Origin of the sequence: Streptomyces sp. NBC_01803, from assembly GCF_035917415.1 — a bacterium.
In the GTDB taxonomy this organism is placed as follows: domain Bacteria; phylum Actinomycetota; class Actinomycetes; order Streptomycetales; family Streptomycetaceae; genus Streptomyces.
The window spans coordinates 1,563,875-1,580,930 of sequence record NZ_CP109073.1 but is presented as its reverse complement, the minus strand read 5'-3'; the positions used below and the strand labels follow the sequence as shown (position 1 = coordinate 1,580,930).

Annotated in this window: 12 protein-coding genes and 2 pseudogenes; 12 read left to right on the top strand and 2 right to left on the bottom strand. The window is 73.7% G+C overall.

Translation table 11 applies throughout. The annotated features are described in order from the left end of the window. Positions 1-75: 75 nt before the first annotated feature. The 7 genes from OIE51_RS06605 (at position 76) to OIE51_RS06575 (ending at position 7,814) form a co-directional block, all read left to right on the top strand. Positions 76-753: a response regulator gene (locus OIE51_RS06605; RefSeq protein ID WP_326596211.1), complete on the top strand. Its 678-nt coding sequence runs from the start codon at positions 76-78 to the stop codon at positions 751-753. Positions 754-846: 93 nt separating this feature from the next. Further along, on the top strand, positions 847-3,543 hold the full coding sequence (locus OIE51_RS06600) for an FtsK/SpoIIIE family DNA translocase (RefSeq protein ID WP_326596210.1): 2,697 nt from the start codon (positions 847-849) through the stop codon (positions 3,541-3,543). 122 nt (positions 3,544-3,665) lie between these two features. After that, positions 3,666-4,472, top strand: a complete 807-nt coding sequence (locus OIE51_RS06595; protein ID WP_326596209.1) for a helix-turn-helix domain-containing protein — start codon at positions 3,666-3,668, stop codon at positions 4,470-4,472. Positions 4,473-4,535: 63 nt separating this feature from the next. After that, positions 4,536-6,071: a 30S ribosomal protein S12 methylthiotransferase RimO gene (rimO, locus tag OIE51_RS06590; protein ID WP_326596208.1), complete on the top strand. Its 1,536-nt coding sequence runs from the start codon at positions 4,536-4,538 to the stop codon at positions 6,069-6,071. Next, entirely contained in the window at positions 6,068-6,721 is a 654-nt protein-coding gene (gene pgsA / locus OIE51_RS06585) for a CDP-diacylglycerol--glycerol-3-phosphate 3-phosphatidyltransferase (protein WP_442811874.1), read from the top strand. The genes rimO and pgsA overlap by 4 nt, the downstream gene beginning before the upstream one ends. Further along, complete coding sequence (locus OIE51_RS06580) at positions 6,718-7,239, top strand: CinA family protein (RefSeq protein ID WP_326596206.1); 522 nt, start codon at positions 6,718-6,720, stop codon at positions 7,237-7,239. Before pgsA ends, OIE51_RS06580 begins: the two co-directional genes overlap by 4 nt. Before the next feature lie 155 nt (positions 7,240-7,394). Next, on the top strand, positions 7,395-7,814 hold the full coding sequence (locus tag OIE51_RS06575) for a helix-turn-helix domain-containing protein (protein ID WP_326596205.1): 420 nt from the start codon (positions 7,395-7,397) through the stop codon (positions 7,812-7,814). A gap of 72 nt (positions 7,815-7,886) precedes the next feature. Here the strand turns inward: OIE51_RS06575 and OIE51_RS06570 are convergent, their stop codons facing one another. After that, a complete protein-coding gene (locus tag OIE51_RS06570) occupies positions 7,887-12,650 on the bottom strand; it encodes an ATP-dependent helicase (RefSeq protein ID WP_326596204.1) in 4,764 nt (1,587 codons plus the stop codon). Between the two features lie 118 nt (positions 12,651-12,768). On the opposite strand from OIE51_RS06570, the pseudogene OIE51_RS06565 reads away from it, so the two are divergent. The 5 genes and pseudogenes from OIE51_RS06565 to recX all read left to right on the top strand — a co-directional run. Continuing rightward, positions 12,769-12,930 (top strand): annotated as a pseudogene (locus OIE51_RS06565) (AraC family transcriptional regulator); the annotation flags it as partial. Positions 12,931-12,986: 56 nt separating this feature from the next. Further along, the gene (locus OIE51_RS06560) at positions 12,987-13,139 is read left to right on the top strand and encodes a hypothetical protein (protein WP_326600820.1); all 153 of its coding nucleotides are present in this window, start codon (positions 12,987-12,989) and stop codon (positions 13,137-13,139) included. Positions 13,140-13,243: 104 nt separating this feature from the next. Next, positions 13,244-13,438 carry a DUF3046 domain-containing protein gene (locus OIE51_RS06555; protein ID WP_326596203.1) on the top strand — a complete coding sequence of 65 codons (195 nt, stop codon included), beginning with the start codon at positions 13,244-13,246 and terminating at the stop codon, positions 13,436-13,438. Positions 13,439-13,621: 183 nt separating this feature from the next. After that, the gene (gene recA / locus OIE51_RS06550; RefSeq protein WP_326596202.1) at positions 13,622-14,800 is read left to right on the top strand and encodes a recombinase RecA; all 1,179 of its coding nucleotides are present in this window, start codon (positions 13,622-13,624) and stop codon (positions 14,798-14,800) included. Beyond that, positions 14,707-15,405 (top strand): annotated as a pseudogene (gene recX / locus OIE51_RS06545) (recombination regulator RecX); the annotation flags it as partial. The gene recA and the pseudogene recX, both read left to right, overlap by 94 nt. A 3-nt stretch (positions 15,406-15,408) precedes the next feature. Here recX and OIE51_RS06540 read toward each other — a convergent pair. After that, positions 15,409-17,028: an FAD-dependent monooxygenase gene (locus tag OIE51_RS06540; RefSeq protein WP_326596201.1), complete on the bottom strand. Its 1,620-nt coding sequence runs from the start codon at positions 17,026-17,028 to the stop codon at positions 15,409-15,411. Positions 17,029-17,056: the final 28 nt, after the last annotated feature.

The window sequence follows — 17,056 nt, the reverse complement described above, 5'->3', positions numbered from 1 at the left end:
CAGGACCGGACGGCGTGCATATGCCGTCTACGACGGCGGCGCCGAGCCGCGCCGCAGGGGCAAGGAGGACCGGCCATGGTGCAGAAGGCCAAGATCCTCCTGGTCGATGACCGGCCCGAGAATCTGCTGGCGCTCGAAGCGATTCTCTCGGCGCTCGATCAGACGCTGGTCCGGGCATCGTCAGGGGAGGAAGCGCTCAAGGCGCTGCTCACAGAAGACTTCGCGGTGATCCTGCTCGATGTCCAGATGCCGGGTATGGACGGCTTCGAGACGGCCGCTCACATCAAGCGGCGGGAGCGGACGCGGGACATTCCCATCATCTTCCTCACCGCGATCAACCACGGCCCGCACCACACCTTCCGCGGCTACGCGGCCGGGGCCGTCGACTACATCTCGAAGCCCTTCGACCCGTGGGTGCTGCGGGCGAAGGTGTCGGTGTTCGTCGAGTTGCACATGAAGAACATGCAACTGCGTGAGCAAGCCGCGCTTTTGCGCCGTGAGCTGGAGGGCGGGCAGGCGTCCGCCGACTCCGAGCGGGGCACCGGCGGGCTGCTGCCCGAGCTGTCCGCGCGGCTGGCCGCCGTCGAGGAGCAGGCCGAGGTGCTGACCAAGGAGCTCGCCGAGTCGGGTGGCGGTGCCGCGGTGTCCACGGCGGCCCATCTGGAGCGGAAGCTGTCCGGTCTGCGCAGGGCGCTCGACGCGCTCCAGCCGGGCGTGGCCGAGCCCAAGTCCGTGGAATCACGGCCGGGCTGACGGGTCCGGGGCGCGGGCACCGGGCGGGGCGGGGGAGCCGTCGGACGGCACACGATCCGTGCCGGGGCCCGGCTGCACCGGTAACCTCACCTCATGGCCTCAGGTACGTCCGGCAAGGGTTCCCCGAGCGCGCGCGCCGGGCGCGGCGGGGGCGCCGGGAAGGCGCCCGCCAAGAAGGCGCCCGCGAAGAAGACAGCGGCCAGGAAGGCCGCGGCTCCGGCGAGAAGGCCCGCGCCGCCGCCGAATGTGGCGTTCCGCATCATGCGGGGCCTGTGGCTCGGCCTCGCCCACCCCGTGGGCGCGCTGCTGCGGGGCATAGGGCGCGGTGCGAAGGGACTTGATCCCGCGCACCGCAAGGACGGTCTGGCCCTGCTGCTGCTCGGGCTCTCCCTGGTGGCCGCCGCCGGCACCTGGTCCAACCTCCAGGGTCCCGTCGGCGAGCTGGTCACCCTGCTGATCACCGGTGTGCTGGGCCGCCTCGACCTCATCTTCCCTCTGGTCCTGGGCTTCATCGGGGTCCGGCTCATCCGGCATCCGGAGCAGCAGGAGGCCAACGGCCGCATCGTCATCGGCCTGAGCGCGCTCCTGGTCGGGGTGCTGGGGCTGGTGCACATCGCGACGGGCGCCCCGGGGCGCGGGGAGGGCGCGCAGGCGTTGCGCGACACCGGCGGGCTCCTGGGCTGGGCCGCTTCGCGCCCCCTGATCCTGCTGGTGGGGGAGCCGCTCGCGGTCGCGCTGCTCTCGCTGCTCACCGTCTTCGGGCTCCTGGTCGTCACGGCCACCCCGGTCAACACCATTCCGCGGCGGCTGCGCAGGGGAGCGATCCGGCTCGGTCTGATCGCCGAGGCCGAGCTGGGCGAGGAGACCGAGCTGCTGACCTCGCACCAGCGCTATGACGAACAGGACGATCCGCGTGCCCGGCGCGGGCCCGAGCCCGTCGAGCGAGCCGCCCCGGAGCCTTCCCGCCCCGCGCGCAGCCCGGCCCGCCGGGCCGGACGGCGCCGCCAGGACCCGGTCGACGTGGCCGCCGCCGCGGCGGCGCTCGACGGCGCCGTGCTGCACGGCATCGAGCCCTCGCCGCTGGTCGCCGATCTCAGCAGCCGCGTGGCCACCGGCCGGAGCGGGAGCAAGCGCGGGTCCGCGCCCGAGCCCGGACCCGAGCCGGCCGGCGAGCCGCCGTACCGGGACGACCCCGGCCCCCCGCCGCCGCGCGGGGGGACGGACGGCGGCGGCGTTCCCGACCTGACGAAGTCGATCCCGCCACCGAAGGACGACGCGCTGCCGCCGCGCGCCGAGCAGCTCCAGCTCTCCGGCGACATCACCTACGCGCTCCCCAGCATCGAACTGCTGCGCCGCGGAGGTCCCGGCCGCACCCGCAGCGCGGCGAACGACGTGGTGGTCGAGTCGCTGACCAACGTCTTCTCCGAATTCAAGGTGGACGCCCGGGTCACCGGCTTCACGCGCGGCCCGACGGTCACCCGGTACGAGGTCGAGCTCGGCCCGGCCGTGAAGGTCGAGAAGATCACCGCCCTGACCAAGAACATCGCCTACGCGGTGGCCAGCCCCGACATCCGCATCATCAGCCCCATCCCGGGCAAGTCCGCGGTCGGCATCGAGATCCCCAACAGCGACCGCGAGATGGTCAACCTCGGGGACGTGCTGCGCCTGGCCGACGCGGTCGGCGATGAGCACCCGCTGGTGGTGGGCCTCGGCAAGGACGTCGAGGGCGGCTATGTGACGGCCAATCTCGCCCGTATGCCGCACCTGCTGGTGGCCGGCGCCACCGGATCGGGCAAGTCGAGCTGCGTCAACTGCCTGATCACCTCCGTGATGATGCGCGCGACGCCGGAGGATGTGCGGCTGGTGCTCGTCGACCCCAAACGGGTGGAGCTGACGGCCTACGAGGGCATCCCGCACCTCGTCACCCCCATCATCACCAACCCCAAGCGCGCGGCGGAGGCCCTGCAGTGGGTGGTGCGGGAGATGGACCTGCGCTATGACGATCTGGCCGCCTACGGGTACCGCCACATCGACGACTTCAACGCCGCCGTGCGGTCCGGCAAGGCCAGCCCGCCCCCGGGCAGCGAGCGCGACCTGACTCCCTACCCCTACCTGCTGGTGATCGTGGACGAGCTGGCCGACCTGATGATGGTCGCGCCGCGCGACGTGGAGGACGCCATCGTCCGCATCACCCAGTTGGCCCGCGCCGCCGGCATCCATCTGGTGCTCGCCACGCAGCGGCCGAGCGTCGACGTGGTCACCGGCCTGATCAAGGCGAACGTGCCCTCCCGCCTCGCCTTCGCCACCTCCTCCCTCGCCGACAGCCGGGTGATCCTCGACCAGCAGGGCGCCGAGAAGCTCATCGGCAAGGGCGACGGGCTGTTCCTGCCGATGGGCGCCAACAAGCCGGTCCGCATGCAGGGGGCCTTCGTCACCGAGGAGGAGGTGGCGGCGGTCGTCGAGCACTGCAAGGCGCAGATGGCGCCGGTGTTCCGCGAGGACGTCACCGTCTCGTCGGGGAAGAAGAAGGAGATCGACGAGGAGATCGGGGACGACCTCGATCTGCTGTGCCAGGCGGCGGAGCTGGTGGTGACCACCCAGTTCGGCTCCACCTCCATGCTCCAGCGCAAACTGCGGGTCGGCTTCGCGAAGGCCGGACGGCTGATGGATCTGATGGAGTCGCGGGGCGTGGTCGGGCCGAGCGAGGGCTCCAAGGCCAGGGACGTGCTGGTCAAGCCGGACGAATTGGATGGAGTGCTGGCACTGATCCGGGGGGAGGCTCTCCCGTAGGTCACCCGAAGGAAGGCCATTCTGTTGGCGGACAAACGCAGTGGGCCCGGTTGCCCGTTCCTTTCACAACCCCCCTAGACTTGTAAGCGCAGCACGCGGCTTCACGCTCGAAAGGCGCCCCCGTGTCCATCGGCAACCCTTCCGCCAAGGACCGGCCTTCCGTCGGTCGAATTCTCCAGCAGGCGCGCATCGACGCAAAGCTGACCGTGGATGAGGTCAGCTCGTCCACGCGCGTGCGCATTCCCATCGTCCATGCCATCGAGCAGGACGACTTCTCGCGCTGCGGCGGTGATGTGTACGCGCGCGGGCATATTCGTACGCTTGCGCGGGCTGTGGGTGCGGACGCCAACGAGCTGATCGAGCTCTTCAACGCCGAGCAGGGCACCGAGCCGCCGTCGCTGTCGTCCGGGCCGCTGTTCGAGGCCGAGCGGATCCGGCCCGAGCCGCGTCGGCCGAACTGGACGGCGGCCATGGTGGCCGCGATCGTCGCCGTGATCGGCTTCGTCGGGTTCACCTTCTTCAGCGGTGGTGGCGGGGAGGACGCCGGCTCGGTCGCCGAGGGCAGCCAGACGGGTGAGCCCGCGCCGGATCAGACGCGGAACGCCGATCAGCCCACCCAGGAGCCGTCGCCCGAGCCCTCGGAGAGCGCGGTGGCGGCCGTCCCGGCCGACAAGGTGACCGTCAAGGTGACCGCCGAGGGCGGTTCGAGCTGGATCTCGGCGAAGGACAGCAACGGCCGGGTCCTGTTCGAGGACGTGCTCCAGGATGGCGACTCCGAGACCTTCACGGACGATGAGCAGATCGATCTGGTGCTCGGCAACGCCGGAGCCGTCCAGCTCCACGTCAACGGCAAACAGATCGAGGACGTGTTCGAAATGGGGCAGGTGCAGCGGCTGACCTACACCCCGGGCGACCCCGAGGAAGGCTGACCCCGCTCCCGGCCCGCGGCGGCCGGGGCGGGCGGGCCTCCCGGGACGAAGTAGGCTGAGGCCATGTCCGAACGCCGTACCGTTGCCCTGGTCACCCTTGGTTGCGCTCGTAATGAAGTGGACTCCGAGGAGCTGGCGGGGCGGCTGGCCGCGGACGGCTGGGACCTCGTGGACGACGCCGCCGACGCCGAGGTGGCCGTCGTCAACACGTGCGGCTTCGTGGACGCCGCCAAGAAGGACTCCGTCGACGCGCTGCTCGAAGCCGGCGAGCTGAAGGCCGCGGCGACCGGTGGCGGCGGCGGGCGGACCCAGGCCGTCGTCGCCGTCGGCTGCATGGCGGAGCGCTACGGCAAGGAGCTCGCCGACGCGCTGCCCGAGGCCGACGCCGTGCTCGGCTTCGACGACTACGCCGACATCTCGGCCCGGCTGCGGACCATCCTGTCCGGCGGCGTGCACGCCCCCCACATCCCGCGCGACCGGCGCAAGCTGCTGCCCATCAGCCCGTCCGAGCGGCAGGGCACGGATGTCGCCCTGCCCGGGCACGGCACGATCACCGACCTGCCCGCCGGGGTGGCACCGGCCTCCGGGCCGCGCGCCCCGCTGCGGCGGCGGCTCGGCGACGGTCCCGTCGCCTCGGTCAAGCTGGCCTCCGGCTGCGACCGGCGGTGCACGTTCTGCGCCATTCCCTCCTTCCGGGGCTCGTTCGTCTCCCGGCGTCCCTCCGACGTCCTCGCGGAGGCGCGCTGGCTGGCCGGCGAGGGCGTGAAGGAGATCATGCTGGTCTCCGAGAACAACACCTCCTACGGCAAGGACTTCGGCGACATCCGGCTGTTGGAGACCCTGCTGTCCGAACTGGCCGCCGTGGACGGGCTGGAGCGCGTCCGGGTGAGCTATCTCCAGCCGGCCGAGATGCGCCCCGGGCTGATCGACGTGCTCACCGGCACCGAGAAGGTCGCGCCCTACTTCGACCTCTCCTTCCAGCACTCCGCGCCCTCGGTGCTGCGCGCGATGCGGCGCTTCGGCGACACCGACCGGTTCCTGGAGCTGCTCGCCACCATCCGCGGCAAGGCGCCGTTGGCCGGCGTCCGGTCGAACTTCATCGTGGGCTTCCCCGGCGAGACCGAGGCCGACCTGGCCGAGCTGGAGCGCTTCCTCACCGAGGCCCGGCTGGACGCCATCGGCGTCTTCGGCTATTCGGACGAGGAGGGCACCGAGGCCGCCGGATATCAGGGCAAGCACGACCCCGAGCTGATCGCCGAGCGGCTGACCCGGGTCTCCCGGCTCGCCGAGGAGCTGATCGCGCAGCGCGCCGAGGAGCGTGTGGGCGAGCACGCGCGGGTACTGATCGAATCGGTCGATCCGGAAGAGGAAGCCGAGGGAGAGGTGCTCGCCGTGGGCCGTGGGCCGCACCAGGCGCCCGAGACGGACGGGCACGTCGTCATCGTGGAGTCGCCGTCCGGGCACGGCCGGGACCCCGGCGCCGGGCCGAGGGTCGGGCAGCTCGTCGATGTCGAGATCGTCGCCGCGCGGGGCGTGGATCTGATCGCCGTGGAGCGGCCCGCCGCCGGCGGCGGGCACGCGGCCGAGGCCGGAAGATGACGGACATGCCGGCCCGAGCCACCGGAAAGGGTCCGCTGGCCGGGAGGGCCGCGGCCCGGACCGCGGCACCCGGTCTGTGGAACATCGCGAACATCCTCACGATGGTGCGCCTGCTGCTGGTGCCCGGCTTCGTGCTGCTGATGTTCGCGGACGGGGGGCACGATCCGGCCTGGCGGTCCCTGGCGTGGGCCGCGTTCACCATCGCCATGATCACCGACCTTTTCGACGGCGAGCTGGCCCGGCGCCGCAACATCGTGACCGACTTCGGCAAGATCGCGGACCCCATCGCGGACAAGGCGATCATGGGCGCGGCGCTCATCTGTCTCTCGGTGCTGGGGGATCTGCCCTGGTGGGTGGCGGGCGTCATCCTCGTCCGGGAGCTGGGGGTCACGCTGATGCGGTTCTGGGTGATCCGGCACGGGGTCATCGCCGCCAGCCGGGGCGGCAAGCTGAAGACACTCACCCAGGGCATCGCCGTGGGCATGTACATCCTGTCGCTCACCGGGACGCTGGCCACCCTGCGCTGGTGGGTGATGGCGGCGGCCGTGGTGCTCACCGTGGCGACAGGGCTGGACTACGTGCGACAGGCTGTCGTGCTGCGCCGGGCGGGCCTGGCCCGGGAGCGGACGGCGGCGCGGGAGAACGGATGAGCGGCAAGGGCGAGCCGGAGGAGCCCGCGCTGGCGGCGCAGGTGATGGACCTGCTCGGGCGGCGCGGGCAGACGGTGGCCGTGGCGGAATCGCTGACCGGGGGCCTGGTCGCGGCGGAGCTCACCGAGGCGCCCGGCGCTTCCAGGATGTTCCGCGGCTCGGTCACCGCCTATGCCACGGAGATCAAACGGAGCGTGCTGGGGGTGGACGGCGCGTTGCTGGACGAGCGGGGAGCCGTGGACGCGGAGGTTGCCCGGCAGCTCGCCACGGGCGTCCGTGACCTGCTGGGCGCCGACTGGGGAGCGGCCACGACGGGGGTCGCCGGACCCGAGCCGCAGGACGGTAATCCGGTCGGGACCGTGCACATTGCGGTTTCGGCGGCCGGAACCGGGAAAGTCGTGGCTCAGCGGCTGAATCTGCGAGGTGACCGGGCCGCGATCCGGGCCGGCACCGTAAGGGCCGTGCTGGCCCTTCTGCGCGACGAGCTGATCCTCCCCCGAGTGGAGGACACACCCTGAGCCGCGGCGGCGGGGCAGGATACGGAACAGAACGGAGAGGATGGATGTTTGCAGCCCTGAGTGAACAAGACATCGCTCCCCGCCCCGTTGGAGTCCGAGGCGGTACGGTGGGGCATGAAGCAAGCGAGGCCAACGGTCCGAGGAGGGAGCCACCGATGATCCTGCTCCGTCGCCTGCTGGGTGACGTGCTGCGTCGGCAGCGCCAACGTCAGGGCCGCACCCTGCGTGAAGTGTCCTCCTCGGCCAGAGTCTCCCTCGGATACCTCTCCGAGGTCGAGCGTGGGCAGAAGGAAGCTTCCTCCGAGCTGCTGGCCGCCATCTGCGACGCGCTCGATCTGCGGATGTCCGAGCTGCTGCGGGAAGTCAGTGACGAGCTGGCCCTCGCCGAGCTGGCCCAGTCCGCCGCGAGCGACACGGTGCCGTCCCTGGGTGTCCCGCCCGGGCGGACGCTGGGCGAGCGTCCCATGGAGCGCCCCATGCTGAATCCGGTGCGTGTGACCTCCGTCACCCACCGTCCCGACGACCACGTGACGATCAAGGCCCAGGCCGAGGCAGTCGACGTCGTCGCCGCCTGATCTTTTGGGTCCCGGTCCGGGCATGGACGCCCGGTCGTCCGAGTCTCTTCCGTCCTTCTTTCGCGCCCCCGGTCAGGGCCGCAGCCGGAGCCCGCGCGGCGTCGCGTGGAATCCGGCGGCCTCCAGAAGCCCGGCCCAGAACGGGTCGGTGAGCACCGGGGAGCCGTTCACCCGTTCCACTGTCAGCGTGCCCAGCGCGCCGTTCCTGGCGGCCTGTGCCAGGGCCTCGGCGGCTGCCCGCAGCGCCGCGTCCGGCTGCGCGGCTTCCGTGGTGGCGTCTTCCCCGGCGGGCCAAGCGAGGAGCGTCCGTCCGCCGCGCTCAAGATAGAGCGTGAGCCGTCCGTCCACCAGCGTGACCAGAGCCCCGGCCTTGCGGCCCGGCTTGTGCCCCGCACCCGGCACGCCGCCGCTCCCGGCCTCCGGGGCGGGGTGGGGGTACCTCCCGGCCTCCCGGGCGGGGTGGGGGTACCTCCCGGCCTCCCGGGCCGGGGGAGGCTCCGGCCACGGCAGGGCCGCGCCGTAGGCGTTGGCCGGGTCGGTGGCGGCGAGCACCAGCGCCTTTCGACCGGTGCCCGCGCCGGGCTCGGGACCGGCGGCCCCACGCTCCGCGGCGGTGCTGATCGCCCGCAGCCGGTCCACCGCGCCGTCCATCGCGAACTGGGCCGCACCGAGCCCCTCCACCACATATCCGCGCCTGGCCCGGCCGCTCTCCTCGAAGGCGGACAGCACCCGGTACGCCGCGGCGAAGCCGCCCTCGACGCCCTCGGCCGCCACGGCCCCGCGCGTGACCACCCCGTGCCGGTCCAACAGCGTGCGCGCGAGCGCGTGGGCGCGCAGCGTGGGATCGGCCTCCCGCTCCGGCAGCAGCGACCAGCGGCCGGCCACGGTCGGCGGCCCTCCGCGCGAGACGGCGGGGCGTGTCGCGGGGCCCGCCCACCGGCCGCGTGGCGTCGTCCGCCGGGCCCGGTGCGCGACTGAGCCCGCGGTGCGGCCGGAGCCGAGCAGGGCGCGCAGCGGTCCCAGGGTGTCGTTGGTCAGCCGGCCGGACCACGCCAGGTCCCAGACCAGGTCGGCGAGCACGGCGTCCGAGACCTCGTGCCCGGCGGCCCTGACCTGCTCGGCGATCTGCCGGAAGAACAGCCCGTAGCCCCCCGCGAGCGCGTCCAGCACGGCGCGATGCGCCGGGGTCAGCTCCAGCGGGTGCGGCGGCGGGAGCAGTGACGGCGCGGCGTCGGCCGGATGGAGAGCGATCCAGCCGTCCTTGCCCGGCAGCGCTCCCGCGCCCGCCCAGACCACCTCGCCGGACGCCGTCAGCTCGTCCAGCATCGGCGGGGCGTATCCCGAGACCCGCGAGGGCAGCACCAGCCGCTCCAGCGCGGAGGCCGGGACGGGCGCGCCCTGGAGCTGCTCGACGGCCCGCAGCAGGCCGTCGACCCCCCGCAGCCCGCCGCGCCCCGCGATGCCGCCGACGTGCTGCCACTGGGGCAGGAAGGCGGCCAGCGCGGCCGGCGGCACCGGCTCCAGCTCCTGGCGCAGGGCGGCCAGCGAGCGCCGCCGCAGCCGCCGCAGCACGGCGGGGTCGCACCACTCGTGCCCGACGCCGCCCGGCCTGAACTCGCCTTGGACGAGCCGCCCTTCGGCGGCCAGCCGGTGCAGCGCGCCGTCCGCGACGGCGGTGCCGAGACCGAAGTGGGCGGCGGCCTGGGCGGAGGTGAACGGGCCGTGGGTGCGCGCGTACCGGGCCAGCAGGTCGCCCAGCGGATCCGCGACCGGCTCGGTGAACGCCTCGGGGACGCCCACGGGCAGGGCGACGCCCAGGGCGTCCCGCAGTCGGCCGGCGTCCTCGATCGCCGCCCAGCGCTCCTCGCCCGCGACGCGGACGCGCAGCGCGCGCCGGGCCGCGACCAGCGCCCCGGCCCACTCGGGCGCCGCTCCCCGCTCGGCCAGCTCGGCGTCGGTGACCGGTCCGAGGACGCGCAGCAGATCCGCGACGCCCTCGACATCCCTCACCCGGCGGTCCTCGCTCAGCCACCGCGACTCCCGCTCCAGCTCGGCCAGGACGGCCGGATCGAGCAGCTCCCGCAGCTCCGCGCGGCCGAGCAGCTCGGCCAGCAGCCGGGAGTCCAGGGAGAGGGCGGCGGCGCGTCGTTCGGCCAGGGGGGAGTCGCCCTCGTACAGATACTGGGCGACATAGCCGAAGAGGAGGGAGCGGGCGAACGGCGAGGGCTCGCGTGTGGTGACCTCGACCAGCCTGACCCTTCTGGCCTCGATGTCCCCCATCAGCTCGGTCAGCCCCGGCACGTCGAACACGTCCTGCAGGCACTCGCGGACCGCCTCCAGCACGATCGGGAACGATCCGAACCCGGCGGCCACCGACAGCAGCTGGTGCGCCCGCTGCCGCTGCTGCCACAGCGGGGTGCGCTTGCCGGGGCTGCGCCGCGGCAGCAGCAGGGCCCGCGCGGCGCACTCCCGGAACCGGGCCGCGAAGAGCGCCGAGCCGCCCACCTGGTCGGTGACGAGCTGATCGACCTCGCTCTTGTCGAACAGCACGTCGCCCGCGCCGACCGGCGCCCGGCCGTCGTCGAACGCCGGGTCGCCGCCGACCTCGTCCGCGCCGAGGTCCGCGCCCAGCAGGTCGGCGTCGGGCAGCCGCAGCACGATGCCGTCGTCCGCGTGCAGCACCTGCGCGTCCATGCCGAAGCGCTCGGTGAGCCGCGCGCCCAGCGCCAGGGCCCAGGGCGCGTGCACCTGGGCGCCGAAGGGCGAGTGCACCACGATCCGCCAGTCGCCCAACTCGTCGCGGAACCGCTCGACCACGATCGTGCGGTCGTCCGGGATGTGTCCGCACGCCTGGCGCTGCTCGTCCAGATACGCCAGCACGTTGTCCACCGCCCAGGCGTCCAGGCCCGCCGCCGCCAGCCGCTCGCGGGCCGCCGCCGGGTCCAGGCCGCCGATCTCGCGGAGGAACGCGCCCAGCGCCCGACCGAGCTCCAGCGGACGGCCGAGCTGGTCCCCCTTCCAGAACGGCAGCCGGGCGGGGACGCCGGGCGCGGGCGAGACCAGCACCCGGTCGCGGGTGATGTCCTCGATCCGCCAGGACGTCGTGCCCAGCGTGAAGACGTCGCCCACCCGGGACTCGTAGACCATCTCCTCGTCCAGCTCGCCGACCCGGCCACCGCCCTTCTTGGGGTCGGCCCCGGCCAGGAAGACCCCGAAGAGGCCGCGGTCGGGGATCGTGCCGCCCGAGGTGACCGCGAGCCGCTGCGCGCCGGGCCGGCCGGTCACGGTGTGCGCCACCCGGTCCCAGACCAGCCGGGGCCGCAGCTCCGCGAAGGCGTCGGACGGATAGCGCCCGGCCAGCATGTCGAGCACCGCGTGGTACGCCGACTCGGGCAGCGCGGCGAACGGCGCGGCGCCGCGGACCAGCGCCAGCAACTCGTCCACGTCCCAGGGGTCCATCGCCGTCATGGCCACGATCTGCTGCGCGAGGACGTCCAGCGGATTGGCCGGGACGCGCAGCGACTCGATGGCCCCGGTCCGCATCCGCTCGGTGACCACCGCCGACTGCACCAGATCCCCCCGGTACTTGGGGAAGATCACGCCCGCCGAGACGGCCCCGACGTGGTGCCCGGCGCGGCCCACCCGCTGGAGGCCGGAGGCCACCGAGGGCGGCGACTCGACCTGCACGACCAGGTCCACCGCTCCCATGTCGATGCCCAGCTCCAGGCTGGAGGTGGCGACCACGGCGGGCAGCCGCCCGGCCTTCAGGTCCTCCTCGATGTGCGCCCGCTGCTCCTTGGACACCGAGCCGTGGTGCGCCCGCGCCAGCACCGCGCTCGCGCCCCTGGCCGCGCCCGAGCCGCCCATGAGGAGGGCGGGCGCGTGCTCCTCGGGCAGCGGCTCGCCGGTGGCCCGCTCGTGGGCGATCTCGTTCATCCTGTTGCACAGGCGCTCGGCCAGCCGCCGGGAGTTGGCGAAGACGATCGTGGAGCGGTGCGCCTGCACCAGATCCACGATGCGCTCCTCCACAGGCGGCCAGATCGAGGGCGTCCCGCCCTGGTCCGGGGCGTCCGGCACCGGCGAGCCGCCAAGCTCCCCCATGTCCTCCACCGGCACCACCACCGACAGGGCGAACTCCTTGCCGACGGGCGGCTGGACGATCGTCGCCTTGCGCCGTGGCGAGAGGAAGCGGGCCACCTCGTCCACCGGGCGCACGGTCGCGGACAGCCCGATCCGGCGGGCGGGCCGGCTCAGCAGCGCGTCGAGGCGCTCCAGGGAGAGGGCGAGATGGGCGCCGCGCTTGGTGCCCGCCACCGCGTGCACCTCGTCCAGGATCACCGTCTCCACGCCGGTGAGCGCCTCCCTGGCCGCCGAGGTGAGCATCAGGAACAGCGACTCGGGGGTGGTGATCAGGATGTCGGGCGGCCGTCTGGCCAGCGAGCGGCGGTCGGCCGGGGAGGTGTCCCCGGTCCTGATGCCGACCCTGATCCCGGGCTCGGGCAGGCCGAGCCGGACCGCCTCCTGCCGGATGCCGGTGAGGGGGCTGCGCAGATTCCGCTCGACGTCGACGGCCAGGGCCTTGAGCGGCGAGACATACAGCACGCGGCACCGCTTGTGCGTCTCGGCGGGCGGGGGTGTGGCGGCCAGCCGGTCGAGCGAGGCGAGGAACGCGGCCAGGGTCTTCCCCGAGCCGGTCGGCGCCACCACCAGCGCGTCCGACTCCTCGGCGATCGCCCGCCACGCTCCTTCCTGCGCGGGGGTGGGCGCGTGGAAGGCACGGGAGAACCACGCCCGCGTGGCGGGGGAGAACCCGTCGAGTGCCGCATGTCCGTGCATGTGCCCATCGTGCACCCCGGCACCGACAGCGACGCACAAGGGCCGAATGGGACGGCCGGAGCGGGACGGCCGGAGCGCGGTGGGCGGGACGGCCGAGCGGGACGGTGGGCGGGACGGGCTGGAGGCGCCGGACGGGCGCCGGGAGCGGGCGCGCCACTGGCGGCACCCGCAGTTGCCGGATGTGGACCCGCCGCGGGCGCGGTACGTGCGGCGGACGTTCATCCGGCACACCCACCGGACGTTCGTGATCGCCGGGATCACCGAGGGCGTGGAGGCGTTCCGGCAGCTCGTCAGCGCCCTGGCGGCGGTGGCGGCGCGCTCACCGGGCTGCAGACCGTGGACGGCGGCGGCTCGCCGGTCCTGGTCGCGCGGGCGGCCGGGGTCGCGGCGGCGGGAGCCGTGCTGCTGGCGCGGGCGCCGTTCCTGGCGGTCGTGGCGGTGGCGGTGGCGGTGGCCGACACGGCGGGGGTCAGGGCCGTCGGTGGGTGACCGCCGCGCGCGGGCGGGATACCACTCGTCGCGGACGCCGTCCGGGACCGTGAGCTCGTGACCGCCGCGCGTGGACGGGACATCACGGGCGGGATACTGGGGGCATGCGGCTGACGGACTTCTGGGAGCGGATGGCGGAGCAGTTCGGTCCCGGGTATGTGGATTCCTTCGCCCGCGACCATGTGATGGCGGAGCTCGGCGGGCGGACCGTGTACGAGGCACTGGACGCCGGATGGAGCGCCAAGGATGTCTGGCGCGCGGTGTGCGCGGCGGTCGATGTGCCCCCGCACCTGCGCTGACGCCGCCGACCTGCGGTTTTTCCGGCACTCCGGATGCTGGGGAACGCTTGACACGCAAATCGAACAAGCATTCTCATGGGGGGATACGGAACGGTGTCTCGGTCCCCGCGGGCCGATTGTCAGTGGCAGGCGCTAGCGTCCGTGCTTGTGAAGCGATCGAATCAGACGGACCGGGTGGCACCGATGGCAGGTACGGACCGCGAGAAGGCGCTCGACGCCGCTCTCGCGCAGATTGAGCGGCAGTTCGGGAAGGGCGCGGTGATGCGGCTGGGCGAGCGGCCGAACGAGCCGATCGAGATCATCCCCACCGGCTCCACGGCTCTCGATGTGGCCCTCGGCGTCGGCGGGTTGCCGCGCGGACGTGTGGTGGAGGTGTTCGGCCCCGAGTCCTCGGGCAAGACGACGCTGACGCTGCACGCGGTGGCGAACGCCCAGAAAGCGGGCGGCACCGTCGCGTTCATGGACGCGGAGCACGCGCTCGACCCGGAGTACGCCAAGAAGCTCGGCGTGGACGTGGACCAGCTCATCCTGTCCCAGCCCGACAACGGCGAGCAGGCCCTTGAGATCACCGACATGCTCATCCGCTCCGGCGCGCTCGACCTCATCGTCATCGACTCCGTGGCGGCGCTCGTGCCGCGCGCGGAGATCGAGGGCGAGATGGGCGACTCCCATGTCGGCCTCCAGGCCCGGCTGATGAGCCAGGCCCTGCGGAAGATCACCGGCGCGCTCAACCAGTCGAAGACCACGGCCATCTTCATCAACCAGCTCCGGGAGAAGGTCGGCGTGATGTTCGGCTCGCCGGAGACGACGACCGGCGGCCGGGCGCTGAAGTTCTACGCCTCGGTGCGGCTCGACATCCGCCGCATTGAGACGCTGAAGGACGGCACCGACGCCGTGGGCAACCGCACGCGCGTCAAGGTGGTCAAGAACAAGGTGGCCCCGCCCTTCAAGCAGGCCGAGTTCGACATCCTCTACGGCACCGGCATCAGCCGCGAGGGCGGCCTGATCGACATGGGCGTCGAGAACGGGTTCATCCGGAAGTCCGGCGCCTGGTACACATACGAGGGCGACCAGCTCGGCCAGGGCAAGGAGAACGCGCGGAATTTCCTGCGGGACAACCCCGATCTGGCCAACGAGATCGAGCGGAAGATCAAGGAGAAGCTGGGCATCGGGCCGAAGCCCGAGACCCCGGCGGCCGAGCCGGTCAAGGACGCGGCGGTCAAGGACGCGGCCGGTAAGGACACTGCGGCCAAGGACGTGGCGGGCAAGGACGCGCTGGACGTGGCCCCGGTGACGGCGACGCCCGTGACCGCTCCGGTCAAGGCGGCCAAGGCGGCCAAGCCCGTGGCGGCCAAGAGCTGACGGTGACCCGGCGCAGTGAGTGGCCGGAGCGCCCGGCGCGCGAAGACTGCGGTGGCCCCGCTCCGTCGAGGGCCGGAGCGGGGCCACCGCGCAGCACCCCGAGGGACCCGGTGGAGCGGGCGCGAGCGATCTGCCTGCGTCTGCTCACCGGAACCCCGCGCACCCGGCGGCAGTTGACCGACGCCCTGCGCGAGCGGGACGTTCCCGAGCAGGTGATCACGGCGGTGCTGGACCGTTTCGAGGAGGTGGGGCTCATCGATGACGCGGCGTTCGCGGACGCCTGGGTGGAATCCCGGCACCACGGCCGCGGTCTGGCCCGGCGGGCGCTCGCCCGCGAGCTGCGCACCAAGGGGGTGGCCCCGTCGGTGATTGACGAGGCGGTCGGGCAGCTCGACCCGGAGCGGGAGGAGGCGACCGCGCGGGACCTGGTCGAGCGCCGGCTGCGGGCGACCCGGGGTGTCGCTCCCGAGAAGCGGCTGCGGCGGCTGGTCGGGATGCTGGCCCGCAAGGGCTATCCGGAGCCGCTGGCGCTGCGGGTGGTCCGCGAGGTCCTGGCGGCCGAGGGCGTGGAGGAGGATGGCGAGGTGTTCCCGGACGAGCTCTGAAGCTCAGCGGCCGGTCGCCCGGGGCTCGGCCGCGGGCGGGACCTCCTGGCCCCCGGGGCCGGAAGAGGGAGGCTCGTCACTCGCGCCGCGCAGCGTCCGCACGCACTCCCGCAGGGCCTCCTGGTCGGTGCCCGCGAGGGCGGCGGCGAGGTGCCCGTCGGGGCGGACGACCAGCAGGGTATGTGCCCCGGCGCCGGGGTACTCCTCGGTGACCAGCACCTCGGCGGGCAGCGGCAGCGTGCGCGCCGCCGCGGCCAGTTCGGGCATGAGGCCGGCGGACAGCCAGTGCTTGGCGTCCCACACGCCGGCCCCCGGAGCGGTGAGCACCAGCAGCAGCGGGCCGCCCAGCCGGTCCCGCAGCCGGCTCGCCGAACCGTCGAGGGCGATGACCGGCACGTCCGCGGTCGGCGCGCCGAGCGGGGTGTCGGTGGCGTGGGCGCCCCTGGGCACGCTGGCGATCGGGGAGGCGGCGTAGCGGGCGGGCGCGCCCAGCGCGCCCCGGCCCAGGTGCCCGTCGGTCAGCAGGGCGAGCCGCCCCCGGCCACGGCCGGTGAGCCGGGCCGACAGGCCACCCCGGCCGCGCGCCAGCGGCAGCGCCTGGTCCACCGCGCGCAGCCGGACGCCGACGGCGGTGCGGCGTTCGGCCTGGTAGCTGTCGAGCAGGGTCTCGGCATGGCCCTCGTGGCAGGCGACGGCCAGCTTCCAGGCGAGGTTGTCCACGTCCCGCAGCCCCTCGCCGACCTGCTGGGTGCCGAGCGCGCCGACCAAGTGGGCGGCGTCGCCGGCCAGGAAGACCCGTCCGGTGCGCCAGCTCCGGGCCAGCCGTTGGTGGCAGATATGCACGCCGGTGTCCAGCAGGTCGTAGGCCGGGACCTCGCCGCCGTGCCAGGCGGCGAGCGTGGCGTGCACCCGGTCGAGCAGGGACTCCGGGGTGACCAGGCCGTCGTCCGGCGGCAGCGGCCAGTCCAGCCGCCACCGGCCCCCGGTCAGCGGCCGGGCGGTGACCTCGCCGACGGGCAGCCCGCGGTGCAGCCCGGCCTCCTCCGGCCGGGGCAGCTCGGCCCGCAGCGCCGCCACCGCGTACCGGGCGACGCCGGTGCGGCCGTGGAAGGGTATGCCGAGCAGCTTCCGCACGGTGGACCGGGCGCCGTCGCAGCCGACCAGATGGCTGCCGCGCCACTGCCGGTTCTGCTCGCGCCGCCCGTCCGGGGCGCGCGAGACGGTGTGCGCCACCACCTCGCCGCCGCGCTGCTCGATGTCGGTCAGCCGGTGCCCCCTGGCCAGCCGCACCAGCTCCTGGCGGACGGCGGCGTCCCGCAGCGCCCGGTGCAGCACGTGCTGCGGCACATGGCGCGGGGCGTTCCCCGGAGCGAACTCCTCGTGCAGCACCGTCCTGCCCCGGAGCGTGGCGCGCCAGCCGAGCCACGCCGCCGCCTCCTCGGCGACGCCCGGCAGCGCGGCCCAGCGGGCGACGTCGTGCGGCAGCACGCAGGTGCGGGCGAGGCGCGAGGGAGGCGGCCCGTCGGCGCCGTCGAGGACGACGGTGGGGACGCCGTGCCCGGCGAGGGCAAGCGCCAGCGCGAGCCCGACAGGGCCCGCGCCGGCGATGATCACGGGCAGCACAGCACGTATGGAACCGAGCGCGTGATCA